At 71.3% G+C, this 15,823-nt stretch carries 13 protein-coding genes; 8 read left to right on the top strand and 5 right to left on the bottom strand.

Annotation, left to right across the window (positions count from 1 at the left end; genetic code table 11):
- Positions 1 to 77 precede the first annotated feature (77 nt).
- Positions 78 to 1,469 carry a dihydrolipoyl dehydrogenase gene (gene lpdA, locus O7614_RS24980; RefSeq protein WP_278140878.1) on the top strand — a complete coding sequence of 464 codons (1,392 nt, stop codon included), beginning with the start codon at positions 78 to 80 and terminating at the stop codon, positions 1,467 to 1,469.
- A gap of 64 nt (positions 1,470 to 1,533) precedes the next feature.
- Complete coding sequence (sucB, locus tag O7614_RS24985; protein ID WP_278140879.1) at positions 1,534 to 3,369, top strand: 2-oxoglutarate dehydrogenase, E2 component, dihydrolipoamide succinyltransferase; 1,836 nt, start codon at positions 1,534 to 1,536, stop codon at positions 3,367 to 3,369.
- Positions 3,370 to 3,430: 61 nt separating this feature from the next.
- Here sucB and O7614_RS24990 read toward each other — a convergent pair whose 3' ends face one another.
- Complete coding sequence (locus O7614_RS24990; protein ID WP_278140880.1) at positions 3,431 to 4,366, bottom strand: SDR family NAD(P)-dependent oxidoreductase; 936 nt, start codon at positions 4,364 to 4,366, stop codon at positions 3,431 to 3,433.
- 152 nt (positions 4,367 to 4,518) lie between these two features.
- Between O7614_RS24990 and O7614_RS24995 the strand changes: the two genes are divergently transcribed.
- Entirely contained in the window at positions 4,519 to 5,856 is a 1,338-nt protein-coding gene (locus O7614_RS24995; protein WP_278140881.1) for a low temperature requirement protein A, read from the top strand.
- A 109-nt stretch (positions 5,857 to 5,965) separates the two neighbouring features.
- Positions 5,966 to 6,445, top strand: a complete 480-nt coding sequence (locus O7614_RS25000; protein WP_278140882.1) for a hemerythrin domain-containing protein — start codon at positions 5,966 to 5,968, stop codon at positions 6,443 to 6,445.
- Positions 6,446 to 6,483: 38 nt separating this feature from the next.
- Here the strand turns inward: O7614_RS25000 and O7614_RS25005 are convergent, their stop codons facing one another.
- A complete protein-coding gene (locus O7614_RS25005; RefSeq protein ID WP_278140883.1) occupies positions 6,484 to 6,855 on the bottom strand; it encodes a MerR family transcriptional regulator in 372 nt (123 codons plus the stop codon).
- Positions 6,856 to 6,911: 56 nt separating this feature from the next.
- Here O7614_RS25005 and O7614_RS25010 point away from each other — a divergent pair, with 56 nt between their 5' ends.
- Positions 6,912 to 7,910 carry an aldo/keto reductase gene (locus tag O7614_RS25010; RefSeq protein ID WP_278140884.1) on the top strand — a complete coding sequence of 333 codons (999 nt, stop codon included), beginning with the start codon at positions 6,912 to 6,914 and terminating at the stop codon, positions 7,908 to 7,910.
- Positions 7,911 to 7,940: 30 nt separating this feature from the next.
- Here the strand turns inward: O7614_RS25010 and O7614_RS25015 are convergent, their stop codons facing one another.
- Entirely contained in the window at positions 7,941 to 8,792 is an 852-nt protein-coding gene (locus O7614_RS25015; RefSeq protein WP_278140885.1) for an NAD(P)H-binding protein, read from the bottom strand.
- A gap of 310 nt (positions 8,793 to 9,102) precedes the next feature.
- Here O7614_RS25015 and O7614_RS25020 point away from each other — a divergent pair, with 310 nt between their 5' ends.
- On the top strand, positions 9,103 to 10,008 hold the full coding sequence (locus O7614_RS25020; protein WP_278140886.1) for a TIGR01777 family oxidoreductase: 906 nt from the start codon (positions 9,103 to 9,105) through the stop codon (positions 10,006 to 10,008).
- A gap of 82 nt (positions 10,009 to 10,090) precedes the next feature.
- Here the strand turns inward: O7614_RS25020 and O7614_RS25025 are convergent, their stop codons facing one another.
- Positions 10,091 to 11,329, bottom strand: a complete 1,239-nt coding sequence (locus tag O7614_RS25025; RefSeq protein ID WP_278140887.1) for a PHB depolymerase family esterase — start codon at positions 11,327 to 11,329, stop codon at positions 10,091 to 10,093.
- A gap of 212 nt (positions 11,330 to 11,541) precedes the next feature.
- Here O7614_RS25025 and O7614_RS25030 point away from each other — a divergent pair, with 212 nt between their 5' ends.
- Positions 11,542 to 13,374, top strand: coding sequence for a DUF2079 domain-containing protein (locus O7614_RS25030; RefSeq protein WP_278140888.1), 1,833 nt, complete (start codon positions 11,542 to 11,544; stop codon positions 13,372 to 13,374).
- A gap of 81 nt (positions 13,375 to 13,455) precedes the next feature.
- Positions 13,456 to 14,097: a lipoyl(octanoyl) transferase LipB gene (gene lipB / locus O7614_RS25035; protein WP_278140889.1), complete on the top strand. Its 642-nt coding sequence runs from the start codon at positions 13,456 to 13,458 to the stop codon at positions 14,095 to 14,097.
- Between the two features lie 22 nt (positions 14,098 to 14,119).
- On the opposite strand, the gene aspS is transcribed toward lipB, so the two are convergent.
- A complete protein-coding gene (gene aspS / locus O7614_RS25040) occupies positions 14,120 to 15,406 on the bottom strand; it encodes an aspartate--tRNA(Asn) ligase (protein WP_278140890.1) in 1,287 nt (428 codons plus the stop codon).
- Positions 15,407 to 15,823 lie beyond the last annotated feature (417 nt).

Raw genomic sequence — 15,823 nt, forward strand, 5'->3', positions numbered from 1 at the left:
CAAGATGACCGAGGTGGGGTGTGTCCGTGTTACAACCCCGTGACCCCCGATGCAGCGACGCGACCTGGGAGTTGGACGTGAGCGAGCCGAACGAAGCGACCTTCGACATCGTCATTCTCGGAGGTGGCAGCGGCGGCTACGCGACCGCGCTGCGCGCCGTCCAGCTGGGCCTGAAGGTCGCGCTGGTGGAGAAGGGCAAGCTCGGCGGGACCTGCCTGCACAACGGCTGCATCCCGACGAAGGCCCTGCTGCACGCCGCCGAGATCGCCGACCAGGCCCGCGAGTCGGAGCAGTTCGGTGTGAAGGCCGAGCTGATCGGCATCGACATGGCCGGGGTGAACTCGTACAAGGACGGCGTGATCGCCCGCCTGTACAAGGGCCTGCAGGGCATGTTGAAGGGCAACAAGTCGATCACCATCGTCGAGGGCCACGGCAAGCTGGTCGGCAAGAACGTCGTCGAGGTGGACGGCAAGCGCTACACCGGCCGCAACATCGTGCTGGCTTCCGGCTCGTACGCGAAGAGCCTGCCCGGCCTGGAGGTCGACGGCGAGCGGATCATCACCAGCGACCACGCGCTCACGATGGACCGGGTGCCGTCGTCGGTGATCGTGCTCGGTGGCGGCGTGATCGGCGTCGAGTTCGCCAGCGTGTGGAAGTCCTTCGGTGTGGACGTGACGATCGTCGAGGCGCTGCCCCGGCTGGTCGCCGCCGAGGACGAGGAGTCGTCGAAGGCGCTGGAGCGGGCGTTCCGCAAGCGGAAGATCAACTTCAAGGTCGGCAAGCCGTTCGAGACTGTCGAGAAGACCGAGAGCGGCGTCAAGCTCACCATTCAGGGCGGCGAGACCGTCGAGGCCGAGCTGCTGCTGGTCGCCGTCGGTCGCGGCCCGAACACCGCCAACCTCGGGTACGAGGAGCAGGGCGTGAAGATGGACCGCGGCTACGTGCTGACCGACGAGCGGCTGCGCACCAGCGTGCCGAACGTCTACGCGGTCGGCGACATCGTGCCCGGCCTCCAGCTCGCGCACCGGGGCTTCCAGCAGGGCATCTTCGTGGCCGAGGAGATCGCCGGGCAGACCCCGGCCGTGATCGACGAGGTCGGCATCCCGCGCGTCACCTACTGCGACCCGGAGCTGGCGTCGGTGGGCCTGACCGAGGCGAAGGCCAAGGAGCAGTACGGCGCCGACAAGGTCAAGACGTACAACTACAACCTGGGTGGCAACGGCAAGAGCCAGATCCTCAAGACCACCGGCTTCGTCAAGCTGGTCCGGGTGGAGGACGGCCCGGTCGTCGGCGTACACATGATCGGCGCTCGGGTCGGTGAGCTGATCGGTGAGGCTCAGCTCATCTACAACTGGGAGGCCTACCCGGCGGAGGTCGCCCAGCTCGTGCACGCCCACCCGACCCAGAACGAGGCCCTGGGCGAGGCGCACCTGGCCCTCGCCGGCAAGCCGCTGCACGCGCACGCCTGACAATCAACCGCGGCGTCCGGCGACGGGCGAAGATCCCACCAGGGAATGAAGGAGTCTGGAGAAAATGCCGGTATCGGTCACCATGCCTCGGCTCGGCGAGAGCGTCACCGAGGGCACCGTCACTCGCTGGCTCAAGCAGGAAGGCGACACGGTCGAGGTCGACGAGCCCCTGCTCGAGGTCTCCACCGACAAGGTCGACACCGAGATCCCGTCGCCCGCGGCGGGCGTGCTGAGCCGGATCGTGGTCGGTGAGGACGAGACCGCCGAGGTCGGCAGTGAACTCGCCGTCATCGCCGGCGAGGGCGAGTCCGCCGGTGGCGGCGAGGCCGCCCCGCAGGAGCAGGCCCCGGCCGAGGCGGTCGAGCCGGCCGCCGAGCCGACCGCCGCCGCCGAGGGCACCGCCGACCAGGTGGCCCAGGACGAGGCTCCGAGCGAGGCGCCGGCTCCGGCCGCCGCGTCGTCGGGCGAGGGCACCGCGGTGAAGATGCCGGCCCTGGGCGAGAGCGTCACCGAGGGCACCGTCACCCGCTGGCTCAAGCAGGTCGGCGAGACCATCGAGGTCGACGAGCCGCTGCTGGAGGTCTCCACCGACAAGGTGGACACCGAGATCCCGTCGCCGGTCGCCGGCACGGTGCTGGAGATCAAGGTCGCCGAGGACGAGACCGCCGCTGTCGGCGCCGACCTGGCGATCATCGGCGCGGCCGGCGGGGCTCCCGCGCAGGCGAAGCCCGAGCCGAAGCCCGAGCCCCAGGCGGAGGCCAAGCCGGCGCCGAAGGCCGAGCCGAAGCCGGAGCCGAAGGTCCAGGAGCCGACGCCGGGCATGTCGTACAACGAGCCGGCCGCGGAGACCGAGAGTTCGGCGCAGCCGGCGAAGACCGAGCAGGCCTCGCAGCCTGCCGCGCCGGCCTCGACGCCGCCGCGTCCGTCCGCCCCGGTGCAGGGTGGCGGCGAGGAGGCCGCCGGGTACGTGACCCCGCTGGTGCGCAAGCTCGCCGCCGAGCACGGTGTGGACCTGGCCGCGCTCAACGGCACCGGCGTCGGTGGCCGGATCCGCAAGCAGGACGTGCTGGAGGCTGCCGAGAAGGCGAAGGCGGCGCCGGCCCAGGCTGCTCAGCCGAGTGCCGCGCCGTCGGCCGCTGCGGCGAAGCCGGCCGTCAAGCCGGAGCCCAGCGCGAAGCGGGGCACCACGGAGAAGCTGCCGCGGATCCGGGCGACCATCGCCAAGCGGATGCAGCAGTCGCTGCACGAGACGGCGCAGCTGACCACTGTCGTCGAGGTGGACGTCACCAAGGTCGCCAAGCTGCGGACGAAGGCCAAGGACTCGTTCCAGGCCAAGCACGGCGTGAAGCTGTCCTTCCTGCCGTTCTTCGCCCTCGCCGCCATCGAGGCGCTGCAGACCCACCCGATCATCCAGGCCAGCATGGACCTGGAGGGTGGCACGATCACCTACCCGGCTGCCGAGCACCTCGGCATCGCTGTGGACACCGAGCGCGGTCTGCTCGTGCCGGTCATCCACAACGCCGGTGACCTCAACATGGGCGGCATCGCCAAGCGGATCGCCGACCTGGCCGAGCGCACCCGGGCCAACAAGATCACCCCGGACGAGATGGCCGGGGCGACCTTCACGCTGACCAACACCGGCAGCCGGGGTGCCCTCTTCGACACCCCGATCGTGCCGTCGCCGCAGTCGGCGATGCTCGGCACGGGTGCCGTGGTGAAGCGGCCGGTAGTGGTGAACGACCCGGAGCTGGGCGAGGTCATCGCGGTCCGGTCGATGGTCTACCTGGCCATGTCGTACGACCACCGGCTGATCGACGGCGCCGACGCGGCCCGCTTCCTGACCGCGGTCAAGGAGCGGCTGGAGGGCGGCAACTTCGAGTCGGAGCTGGGCCTGTCCTGATCCGTCTGCACGCCGAAAGGGCGCCCCGGTCGTCGACCGGGGCGCCCTTTCCGTTCCGGCCTCAGCTCTTGAGCAGGGCGGTCGACACCTGCCAGAGCCGCTCGGCGGCCTCCGGGTCCAGCGCGTAGTCAGCGACCCCGGTCCGCTGGCCCGGCTGGGCGGGTGCGGCCTGCTGGCAGTCCTCGAAGTAACGCCCGCCCACCTCGTCGAGCAGTGGTGACGCGGCGACCAGGACGGAGGTGGCGGCACCCTGCTCGACGGTCTTCCAGGCCGCCGCGTTGCCCGCCCGTATCCGGTTCAGCTCCTCCTCGCTGACGTAACGCTGCAGGTTGGTCCGGATCGCACCGGGCGTCAGCGAGTTGGTGAAGATGCCGTCGTCGGACCAGCGGCGGGTCGCCTCCACGGCGAACAGCACGTTGGCCGTCTTGGACTGCCCGTACGCCTGCCACGGCTCGTACTCCCGGCGCTCGTACTGGATGTCCTCGAAGACCACCGGTGAGCGCAGGTGGGCGGCGGAGCTGACCGAGACGATCCGGGCCCCGTCACCGGCCGCGAGTGCCGGGCGGAGCCCGGTGGCGAGCGCGAAGTGCCCCAGGTGGTTGGTGGCGAACTGCATCTCCCAGCCCTGTGGCGTGCGGGACAGGGGCGCGGCCATGATGCCGGCGTTGTTCACCAGGATGTGCAGCGGGCCGTCCCAGTTGGCGACGAAGTCGGCTATCGAGCCCTGGTCGGCGAGGTCGAGCGGGGCGACCAGGACCCGGTCGTTGCCGGTGGTGCCGGTGATGTCGTCGGCGACCTTCTGGCCGGCGTCGGGGTTGCGGACCGCCAGGGTGACCTCCGCCCCGGCGCCGGCCAGCGCGCGGGCTGTCTCCACACCGATGCCGGACGACCCACCGGTCACGATCGCCCGTCGCCGGACGAGGTCGACGCCCTGGATCACCTCCGTGGCGGTGGAGTGATGGGTGAACGAGGTGGTGATCGGGTTGTTCGTGGTCATGACTCATCCTTGTCCGGGTGGGTGGGACCGACCGGCGGCTGCCGTGGGCCGCAGTCCGGCTGGTTTCCCGGCCCGGACCGGAGGTAACGCGGGAGGCCGCCGCCATCGCCGTTCACCCCTCCGACCAGCGCGGACGCTGCCAGAGTGGGGGCGTGGGCGGCTACCGGCGGCGTGGGCAACTGGGACCGGCTGTCCCGATCGCTCCCGGTGCCCGGGTCGACAAGTTCGAGGTCTTCTTCGACCTGGTCTTCGTCTTCTCGTTCTTCATCATCACCCGAGCCACCGCCGCGAACATCTCCGGTCGGCAACTGCTGCACGCCGGCCTGGTGCTCGCCGTGCTCTGGTGGATCTGGGTGGTGCACAGCCTGGTCGCCACCCGGGTCCGGCTCGGCGAGGGTTACGTCCCGGCGCTCATGGTGATCGCGATGGTCGCCCTGTTCGCGTTCGCGTTGGCGCTGCCGCAGGCGTTCAGCGACCCGAAGGGCAGCGCCGCCGGCCCGATGCTGGTCGCCATCAGCTACGTCGTGGTCCGGGCCGTACACATGATCCTTTACCAGCACGTGGTGCGGGACAGCCCGCAGGAGCGCCGGCAGTTGCGGCGCTTCGCCCCGGAGCTGGCGGTGAGCATCGTGCTGCTGCTGGCCGCCGCGCTGATCCCGCCGCAGATCGCCGATCCGGACGACGCCGCCCTGGTCCGTGACGGGTTGTGGATCATCGTGGTGGTGGTGCAGTACGCGACCGGCTTCATCGTCGGCACCTGGGGCTGGGGGGTGACCAGCGCCGAGCACTGGACCGAGCGCTACGACCTCATCCTGATCATCGCGCTGGGCGAGTCGATCATTTCCACGGGGGTGGGCGGCAACCTGCTCGGCAAGCCGGTCACCTGGCCGGCGGTGGCCGCCGCGGCGCTCGGCATCGTGATCACCGCCGCCCTCTGGTGGGCCCACTTCGACTTCATCGGACCGGCCGCCCGGATCGCCCTGCACGCGGCGGAGGGCGCACCCCGGGTGGCGATGGCCCGCGACGCGTACGCGTATCTCTACCTGCTGATGATCGCCGGCGTGATCCTCTTCTCCATCGGCAACGAGGAGATCCTGCACAAGATCACCGACCCGGCCGGCGGGATCGCCGAAGCGGTCGACGGTCCGGCGGTGCCGATGCTCTTCGGCGGGTTGATCTGCTACTTCGCGGTCAACCTGGCGTTCCAGCTGCGCACCCTGCACACCGTCAGCTGGACCAGGGTCGGCGTCATAGTGGCGCTCACGGCGGCGCTCCCGATCGGTCAGCATCTGCCGGCGCTGGGCACGCTCACCCTCGCGGCGGTGATCTGTGTGGGTCTGGTGGCAGTGGAGGTGTTGGTGATGTCCCAGTCCCGGCACGCGCTGCGGTCCGCCGTCTTCCAGGAGCGGACCACCCACGAGGCGCACGAGGCGGCCTGGCGTGCACGGTGGCACGACGTCCCGGAGAGCGACGAACCGACCACGCCGTGACTCCGGCCTTCCCGGGTTGGGGAACGTCTAGACTTCGGCGCAGCGTCGCGGTGTACCCGGCACGAAGGCCGCCGTGGGCATGGAGGCGCGGGGACAGCATGGGACGAACGTGCACCCAACGGGTTCACCGGCCGACCGGCTCGCCGCCGTCGGCAATCAGATGATCGAGATCCACCTCTGGCTCAGCGCGGAACTGGCCCGTCTCACGGCAGACCTCGACGCCCCGTCCCGGGATCTGCGGGCGCACTGCCTGGCCTTCTGCACCGCCCTCGGACGACACCACACCGGTGAGGACGCCGGCGCGTTCCGGGTGCTGGCCGAACAGGTCCCCGAACTGCGTCCGGTGATCGCGAACCTGGTCACCGATCACGAGGTGGTGGCGGGCATCCTGGAGCGGGTCGAGGCGTTACTGGCCGGCGACGTCGCCGTGCCGGTCGACCAGGTACGCGGTGAGCTGGACGGGTTGGCCGCACTCCTCCAGTCGCACTTCCGCTACGAGGAGAAGCGGCTGGTCACCGCCCTGAACGCGCTCACCGGTCGACCCGGGACAGCCGAGGATCTCCTCGGCCTGACCGCGCCGCCCGGCTGAGGCGTGAGCGACTCCGCAACGGCCGGTCGCAGCCACCGTCATGACGACGGGCCGGGCAGCCGCTCGTAGTAGCGGATCTTCTCCCGGAGGTGCTCGTACTGGCGCTGGAGCAGGTCCATCTGCTCCTCGACCCGTACCGCGTGGTGTTGCAGCAGCTCGCGACGCTCGTCGGCGGTGTGCTCGCCCTCGCGGGCCAGTTGCGCGTAGCGGCGCATCTGCGCGATCGGCATCCCGGTGTCGCGCAGGCAACGGAACAGCTCCAGCCAGCCGAGGTCGTCGTCGGTGAAGACCCGCTGCCCACCCGCCGTCCGATCCACGTCGGCGAGCAGGCCGATCTTCTCGTAGTACCGCAGGGTGTCCAGGCTGAAGCCGCTGCGACGGGCGGCCTCCGAGGGGGCGTAACCGCTCATGCCGCGAGATGGTAGCGCTTGACCTGGAGCGCGCTCCAGGTTGGAGGCTGGTCACCATGACGACGACACGGACGCTGGGACGCAGCGGCATCACGGTGAGCGCGATCGGAATGGGGTGCTGGGCCATCGGCGGCCCGCTCTGGGGTGACGACCGGCAGCCGTTCGGCTGGGGCGAGGTGGACGACGACGAGTCGATCCGCACCATCCACCGCGCGCTCGACCTCGGGGTGACCCTGTTCGACACGGCCAGCAACTACGGCGCCGGGCACAGCGAGCGGGTCCTCGGTCAGGCCTTGGCCGGACGGCGGGACAGCGTGGTGATCGCCACCAAGTTCGGCAACGTCAGCGAGGAGGCCACCCGGCGGGCGCTCGGCACCGACGCCAGCCCGGCCTTCGCGGTACGCAGTCTGGAAGACTCGCTGCGCCGGCTCGGCACCGACCACGTCGACCTCTACCAACTGCACCTCAACGAGCTGCCGGTGCCCGCCGCGCTCGACCTGGTCGACACCCTGGAAGCCCTGGTCGACCAGGGCAAGATCCGGGCGTACGGGTGGAGCACCGACGACCCGGCCTCGGCGGAGGCGTTCGCGGCGGCCGGCCCGCACTGCGCCGCCATCCAGCACGACGAGTCGGTGCTGCGGGACAACGCGGCGGTGCTGGCGGTCTGCGACGAGCACGACCTGGCCAGCCTCAACCGTGGGCCGCTGGCGATGGGGTTGCTCACCGGGTCGACCCGGGCGGTCGGGGCGGACGACGTGCGCGGACGGGCACCGGAGTGGCTGGAGTGGTTCACCGACGGCCGGCCGACGCCACGCTGGGCGGCCCGGGTCGAGCAGGTCCGCGAGGCGCTCACCGCGGACGGGCGCACCCTCGCGCAGGGCGCGCTGGGCTGGCTGCTGGCGCGCAGCCCGCGTACGGTGCCGATCCCTGGCCTGCGCACTGTGGCCCAGGCCGAGGAGAACCTGGCCACCCTGGCGCTCGGCCCGCTCGACGCCGAGGCGTACGCCGAGGTGGAGCAACTGCTCGCCGACCTGCGCCCGGCCCACGCGGCCTGACCACCGGGCCGGTCCTCGCCCCGGGCGTCGTCACCGGAAGTCGTCCGCGTGCTCTGCGGCCCACTGCCGGAACGTGCGCCCGGGGCGTCCGGTCACCTGCTCGACGTCCGGGGCGACCCAGCCGCTGCTGTCGGCATAGCGCCCCATCTCCAGGAACCACTCGATCACCTCGGTCGGGTAGTGGTCCTTCCAGTGCTGGCGGGCCTGCTCCGGGGTCAGCTCGTCGAAGCGCACCGGACGGCCGATCGCCTCGCCGATCAACCGGACCGCGTCCCGGCGGCGGACCGGCTCCGGCCCGGTCGGCTGGTACACCCGGCCGGCGTGGCCGTCCTCGGTCAGCGCGGCCACGATGACCGAGGCGATGTCCGCCTCGTGGACCAGCGCGCTGTTCCAGTCCCCGAACGGCGCCCGCACCACCCCCTCGGCGCGAATGCCAGCCGCCCACTCGCGGGTGTTCGCCATGAACTCGCCCGGGAAGACGTGTGTCCACTCCAGGCCCGAGTTCTCGACGGCCCGGTGCAGCGGCCGGTGGGGTGCCTCGATCGGGTCGTCGTCGGCCCGGCTCGGATCGTTGTGGCCGAGATGGGTGACCCGGCGGACGCCGGCCTGCCGGGCCAGTTCCAGGATCTCGGGGCCGGTGGTCAGCGGGCCGTGCCCGTCCATCGCGACGAGGTGCATGCGCGTCACGCCGCGCAGCGCCGCGACCAGCGTGTGGGGCCTGGCGAAGTCCCCCGCCACCACCTCCACCCGCTCCGGCAGCGCGGTGGCTGCTGGCGACGCGGGATCGCGGGTCAGTGCGCGTACGTCGTGGCCGGCGCTCACCAGTTGCAGGACCACGCTGCCTCCGACGGTCCCGGTCGCTCCGGTCACCAGGATCGGCACGGTTCCTCCTCAGGGGTCGCCCGACGGCGGGCACGGCGAGCCGACCCCGCCGAACGGGGGCACTCTCGGATGGCTCATGGTCAGCCAGATCGATGCCGGAAGCAATCGCGAACACCGCATTCACGTTCGCTCTGACCTGCGGAAACGTGTTGACCGTCGAATCCGCGTGGCATCCTTTTTCGGTCGCCGGTATGCCCGTTGACCTGCGGTTTCCCGCGGCACGAGGATTCCGCGCACATTTCTTCGCCGGAACGCCCGCCGGTGGCCGTCCCCTGCATCTCCCGGTGGCGTTCTGGACGAAGATGAGGGTATGCGCATCCTTCTGGCCGGCGCGTCCGGCTTCCTCGGCACCCGGCTGGCCGACCGGCTCGCGGCGGACGGGCACCAGATCACCCGGCTGGTCCGACGGCCGCCACGCGACCCGCAGGAGCGGCGGTGGGACCCGGCCGCCGGGCATCTCGACCCGGCCGTGGTCGCCGAGGCGGACGCGGTCGTCAACCTGGCCGGCGCGGGCGTCGGCGACAAGCGCTGGGACGACGACTACCGGCGGTTGATCCGCACCAGCCGGGTGGACAGCACCACCACGCTGGCGGCCACCATCGCCGGGCTTTCCGCCGCCGACCGACCGCGGGTGTTGCTCAACTCCTCGGCCGTGGGGTGGTACGGCAACACCGGCGACCGGGCCGTCGAGGAGGACGCGCCGGCCGGCGAGGGCTTTCTGGCCGACGTCTGCCGGGTGTGGGAGGCCGCGACCCGGCCGGCCGAGGACGCCGGGGTACGCGTGGTCCGGCTGCGCACCGGCCTGCCGCTGGACCGCGACGGCGGGCTGCTCAAGCCGCAACTGTTGCCGTTCAAGCTGGGCATCGCCGGCCGACTGGGCAGCGGCCGGCAGTGGCTGCCGTGGATCTCGATGAAGGATTGGCTGGACGCGACGCTCTTCCTGCTGGCCCGCGACGAGATCTCCGGCCCGGTGAACGTGGTGGGGCCGAACCCGGTGACGAACGCCGACTTCACCCGGGAGCTGGCCCGCCAGCTACACCGGCCGGCGATCATCCCGATCCCCGCGCTGGCGCTCAAGGTGGCCCTCGGCGGCTTCGCCCACGAGGCCCTCACCAGCACCAGAGTCCTCCCCGGCGTCCTCACGAAAGCCGGCTACCGCTACCACCATCCTGATCTCCCCACCGCCCTGACCGCAGCCCTGAACCCCACACCATGACCCCGTCGACCATGAAGTTATTGCCACTCGCTTCGGCGTGTCGTGGCAATAACTTCATGATCAACCGGGGAGATCGGGTGGGTCAGCAGCCGATCACCCAGTAGTTGGGGCCGGTCTGCTTGAGGGCGCTGGTGTAGAAGGTGTTGTAGAGACCCATCCGCTGGTTGGAACCGTTGGCGTAGGCGTAACCACCGGACTGGTAGGCCCGGCCGGCCGCCACGTGGGCGTAGTTGCTGGCCGTCACGCAGGTCGCCGGCACGGTCGGGGTGGGCGTCGGGGTCGGGGTCGGGGTGGCCGTGGGGGTCGGCGTGACCGTCGGGGTGGGGGTCGGGGTGGTGCCGCCGCCGTTCAGACCGAAGAAGAGCGCGTCCCGGTACGTCGAGCAGATGGTGTCCAGGAAGTACGCGCCGGCGGTGCCGCACTGGTCCGCTGCGGAGCCCGGGTCGACCGGGGTGCCGTGGCCCATCCCGGAGACCCGGTAGAGCCGCACGTCGTCGTTGCCGTACACCTCCAGGGTCGTGTTGCCGGGCAGCGACGACGTGCTGGTCGGGGTCTGCGAGACGCCCCGCACGTTGGTCCACTGGTCGCGGGACTCGGTGGCGTTGAGCGGGGCGACCGTGTAGTCCGAGGTGCCGTGCCAGATGGCCACCCGGGGGCGCGGGCCGGTGTAGCCGGAGTACGCGCCCCGCACCAGGTCACCCCATGCGGCCGGGGTCTTGTCCGAACCCGGGCTCATGCAGCTGAACGCGTTGACCATGCTGGTGGCGCAGCGGTACGGGATCCCGGCGATGATCGATCCGGCGGCGAAGACGTCCGGGTAGGTGGCGAGCATGACGGCGCTCATCGCCCCGCCGGCGGACAGACCGCTGACGTAGACCCGGGAGGCGTTCACGCCGAAGTTCGTCTTGGCGTGGTCGACCATCTGCTTGATCGACAGCGCCTCACCCTGACCTCGGGCGGTGTCACCGGACTCGAAGAAGTTGAAGCAGGAGTTGGCGTTGTTGCCGGAGGGTTGCTGGGCGACGATCAGGGCGAACTTCCACTGGTCGGCGTACTTCTGCCAGCCGGAGTTGGCGAAGTAGCCGGAGGCGTTCTGGGTGCACCCGTGCAGGAGGACGACGGCCGGGGAGTTCGCCGGAAGGTTGTCCGGTCGATAGGCGTACATGGCGAGGTTGCCCGGGTTGGAGCCGAAGCCGGTGACCTGGGTGAGGGTGGCGGCCTGGGCGGGTGCTGCGGCGATGGCGAACGCGCCGGTCAGGGCGAGGGCGAGCCCAGCGACCGCGCCGATCAGCCGGGCGAGGGTGGACGGGGAGCGGCGCACGGCAGCCTCCTGAAGGGGCGGACTGTGAACTGGGTCACGGTCGAATTGCCGAGACGTTACGACGATGTGTCGCCGCTATGACATGGGGCACACTCACACATTTACCGCAGCCGCTGTGTACGCCGAACCAGCGACCACCGGATCGGAAGGGGAACCCGCCACAACCGCCGGTCTGACCGGCCTGTCCAGGTCCGGTTGGTAACGTCCGCTGCGTGCCGTCCTCCCCGTCGCTGGCCACCGGGCCCGCACCAGCGTCACCGCCGCGCGTCGTCCGGGACCGCCGGGCCGACCTGATCGTCGTACTGGTGGCGCTCGCGCTCGCCGTCTGGGTGACAAGTGGGCTGTGGCGGGATCCGAACGGTCGCACCATCACCGTCAACTCCAGCGACCAGGCGCTCTTCGAGTGGCTGCTGGCCTTCGGCGGGCACGCGGTCACCCACGGCGACAACCCGCTCTTCACCTACCTGATCAACGTCCCGGACGGCGTGAACCTCGCGGTCAACACCTCGATCACGGTGTACGCGGTGGTGTTCGCCCCTCTCACGTACCTGATCGGGCCGCCGGCGACGTTCCTGGTGATCCTCACCCTGAACCTGCTCGCCACCGCGCTGGCCTGGTACTGGTTCCTCTCCCGGCACCTGGTCCGCAGCCGGCTGGCCGCCGGGGTCGGCGCCCTGTTCATCGCCTACTCCCCCGGCATGGTGTCGCACGCCAACGCCCACCTGAACTGGACCGCCGGCTGGCTGGTGCCGCTGCTGATCTGGCGGCTGTTCGCGCTGCGCCGATCGGGGCACTGGCTCCGCGACGGGGTGATCCTCGGGGTGCTGGTCGCGGTGGCCTTCTCGATCGCCGCCGAAGGGCTCTTCTTCACCGCGCTGGCACTCGGGGTGTTCGTCGCCGTCTGGGCGCTGCACCCGGCCAACCGGGCCGAGGCACGCGCCGCGCTGCCCACCTTCCTGCGCGGGCTCGGGGTGACCGCCGTGGTCGCCGGTGTGCTGCTGTCGTACCCGCTGTGGCTGCACTTCGCCGGGCCGCAACGGTTCCACGGCACCGGCTTCGACCCGGTGATCCACTCCGAGGACATCGCGGCGTTCGCCGCCTTCCCGCGCCGTTCGCTGGCCGGCGAGGCGGGGCTCGGCACCTCGCTCGCACCGAATCCGACGGAGGAGAACTCCTTCTTCGGCATCCCGCTGCTGATCCTCACCGTGGTCTGCTTCGTCGCGCTCTGGCGGCGGGCCGACGCGAGCCGCCGGGCCACCCTCTGGGCACTGGGCGCCCTGGCGCTGATCTTCTCGGTGCTCTCCTTCGGCCCGGTCGCCAAGGTCGACGGGCACCGCACCGACCTGCCCATGCCGTTCGACCTGCTCGGTCAACTCCCGGTGGTGAACGCCGCGCTGCCCGCCCGGCTGGCGCTGATCGTCGCGCCGGTGATCGGGCTGTTACTGGCGTACGCCGTCGACCAGTTGCGCGCCGCACCACTGCGGCACCGTTCCACGGAACTTGCCTGGCTGCTCGGGTTCGCGGTGGCCCTGGTGCCGTTGCTGCCCACCCCGCTGCTGACCGACGAGCGGGAACCGATCCCACGGTTCATCACCTCCGGCACGTGGCGGGAGTACGTGTCGCCGAACGGGGTGCTCACCCCGGTGCCGCTGGCCGTGGACATCTACCCGGACGGCCAGCGCTGGCAGGCGTACGCGTTGTCGCACCGGCAGGGCGAGTTCGAGATCCCCGGCGGGTTCTTCCTCGGGCCCGGCGGGCCGGACGGGCGTGGTCGGATCGGCCCGATCCCGCGCACCCTGAGCGCCCTCATGGACCAGGCCGGTCGCACCGGCTTGGTGCCGATCATCACCGACGGGACTATCCAGGCGGTCCAGTCGGACCTGCGGCACTGGCGGATCGAGACGGTGGTGCTCGCCGACGAGGTGCACGGCGCGAAGTTCGAGGTCGACGAGGAGGCGCTGCGGCGTACCGGGACCGCCCTGTTCGGCGAACCGCAGCGGGTCGACGACGTGTGGCTCTGGCGCATCCCGCCCGCCGACCGGTGATCCGTCGACTCCGGGTGTGATCATCCCTGGTGAGGCGGCTCACCAGGGATGATCGCCAGTAGCGGGACTAGGCTGGTTGCCGTGACGACGACGACCCCCGGCCTGACGGCCGTCCGTGCCGGCCTGCTCGACTACCAGGCCGCCTGGGACGAGCAGCGGCGCCTGCACGAGTCGGTGGTGGCTGGCGAGCGCGGCGACACCGTGCTGCTGCTGGAGCACCCGAGCGTCTACACCGCGGGCAAGCGCACCGAACCGTGGGACCGCCCCATGGACGGCACCCCGGTCGTCGACGTGGACCGCGGCGGCAAGATCACCTGGCATGGGCCGGGGCAGTTGGTCGGCTATCCGATCCTGCGCCTGCCCGACCCGGTGGACGTGGTCGCCTACGTACGCCGGACCGAAGAGCTGCTCATCGACGTGTGCGCCGAGTTCGGGTTGTCCGCCGGCCGGGTCGAGGGGCGCAGCGGGGTCTGGGTGCCCGCTGACGGCCGGGGGCCGGCCCGCAAGGTGGCCGCCATCGGCATCCGGGTGGCCCGGGGCGTCACGCTGCACGGCTTCTCGATCAACTGCGACTGCGACCTGACGTCCTTCGACCGGATCGTGCCGTGCGGCATCCGGGACGCGGGCGTCACCTCACTCACCGCCGAGCTGGGCCGCCCGGTCACCGTCGCCGACGTGCTGCCGGTGGTCGAGCGCCGGCTGTCCACCCTGACCGAGGTCTGAGCGCACAGCCGGCGCACCGTCCCTACGGGGTCAGGCGGTGCAGGTCACGCGGGAACGCGGTGACCTCCCGGATGTTGGCCGCGCCGACCAGGCGGGCGACGAACCGTTCCAGACCGATCGCGAAGCCGCCGTGCGGCGGCATGCCGTGCCGGAACGCGTCCAGGTATCCGGCGTACGGCTCGACCGGCTCGCCCCGCGCCGCGAGCGCCGCCAGGTAGTCGGCGTGCCGGTGCAGCCGCTGCCCGCCGGTCACCAGCTCCAGACCACGGAACAGCAGGTCGAACCCGTTGGAGTACGCGGGCCGCGCCGGGTCCGGGTGGGTGTAGAACGGGCGCTTCGCCATCGGGTAGCCGGTGACGAAGAGGAAGTCCGACCCGTGTTCGCGCCGGGCCCACTCGCCCAACGCCCGTTCGTGGGCGGGCGCGAGGTCCGGCTCGTCGGCCGGCGCGCCGGCGATCGTCAACGCCTCGGTGAAGTCCACCGCCGGGATCTCCGCGGGCACGACCGGTACCTCGACGCCGAGGGTGGTCAGCGCACCACCGGCCCGCTCGCCCACCGTGCCCAGCATCCCGGCCACCGTGTCGCGCAACACCCGCATCACGTCCCCGTGGTCGGCGACGAAGCCCAGCTCCGCGTCGAGCGACGTGTACTGCGCGAGGTGCCGGACGGTGTCGTGCGGCTCGGCCCGGAAGACCGGCCCCACCTCGTAGACGCGTTCGAAGACACCGACCATCAGTTGCTTGTAGAACTGCGGTGACTGGGCCAGGTACGCGGGCCCGCCGAACCAGTCCAGCGCGAAGACGTTCGCCCCGCTCTCGGTGGAGGAGCTGACCACCTTCGGGGTGTGGATCTCCACGAATTCCTGGCCGTCCAGGGCGGCCCGGAACCCGGCGACCGCCGCCGCCGAGATCCGCAGCGCGGCCGACCGGGTGGGGTGTCGCAGCGCGGTGGGCGCGTTGTCCAACTGGGTGGGCAGGCTCGCGGTGAGCGCCGGCCGGTACAGGTCGAACGGTGGTGGCACGGCGGGCGGCCCGAGTGGACGTACCGTCGGGTCGGTCAGCTCGACCCCGGCGGGCGCGGTGCCGTTCGCGGTGGCCGTCGCGGTGACCTCGACGACCGTCTCCTCGGTGAGTTTCTCCAGGTCGGCGCGGACGGCCGGGTCGGTGACGACCACCTGGGCCAGACCGGCGGCGTCCCGCACGATCAGGAAGGCCACCGACTTGAGCAGTCGGCGGCGGTGCACCCAGCCGGCGATACGCACGGTCTCGCCGATCCGGGCCGGCAGGTGGTGGGACAGGGTTCTCTGCATGGCGTGCTGCTCCTCGGTCGATCGCCACGCCGACGCCGCCCGGGGGTGGCGATGCGTCGCGTCAGCCCCAGGGAGGTGTGGGCGAGCGGGATCCTCGCGGTGCCACCACACCTTCACCCCCGCCGGAGCGGAGGCCTCGTTCGTCGCCTGGTGACCGGGGCCAGCCGGGCGGGCTCTACTGGGCGTTTCGGCCGTTCTGCCCGCAGCTCGGGAGGGTCTTCACGCACCGGCGCCAGACCGCCTCTCAGCACCGGCGGCTCTCTGCACTGGCGGGTCGGCGCGCTACTCGGCTCCGTCGTCGCTGTTGGCGCTGACCGTAGCACCAGAAACCCTCTCGTGTGACGCCTATTTTCGACATGCCGGTGTCCGGCGTCACAACATCTGCGGCGTGACGCCGGTCGCCCGACGCACATAGAC

This window comes from Micromonospora sp. WMMD961 (assembly GCF_029626145.1).
Lineage (GTDB): Bacteria > Actinomycetota > Actinomycetes > Mycobacteriales > Micromonosporaceae > Micromonospora.

What these genes read in the sequence shown, in the direction of transcription:
- O7614_RS25005 (WP_278140883.1), bottom strand. Translation starts at nt 6,855, where the DNA reads ATGAGCGGTTACGCCCCCTCGGAGGCCGCCCGTCGCAGCGGCTTCAGC.
- sucB (WP_278140879.1), top strand. Translation starts at nt 1,534, where the DNA reads ATGCCGGTATCGGTCACCATGCCTCGGCTCGGCGAGAGCGTCACCGAG.
- O7614_RS25020 (WP_278140886.1), top strand. Translation starts at nt 9,103, where the DNA reads ATGCGCATCCTTCTGGCCGGCGCGTCCGGCTTCCTCGGCACCCGGCTG.
- O7614_RS24990 (WP_278140880.1), bottom strand. Translation starts at nt 4,366, where the DNA reads ATGACCACGAACAACCCGATCACCACCTCGTTCACCCATCACTCCACC.
- O7614_RS25010 (WP_278140884.1), top strand. Translation starts at nt 6,912, where the DNA reads ATGACGACGACACGGACGCTGGGACGCAGCGGCATCACGGTGAGCGCG.
- aspS (WP_278140890.1), bottom strand. Translation starts at nt 15,406, where the DNA reads ATGCAGAGAACCCTGTCCCACCACCTGCCGGCCCGGATCGGCGAGACC.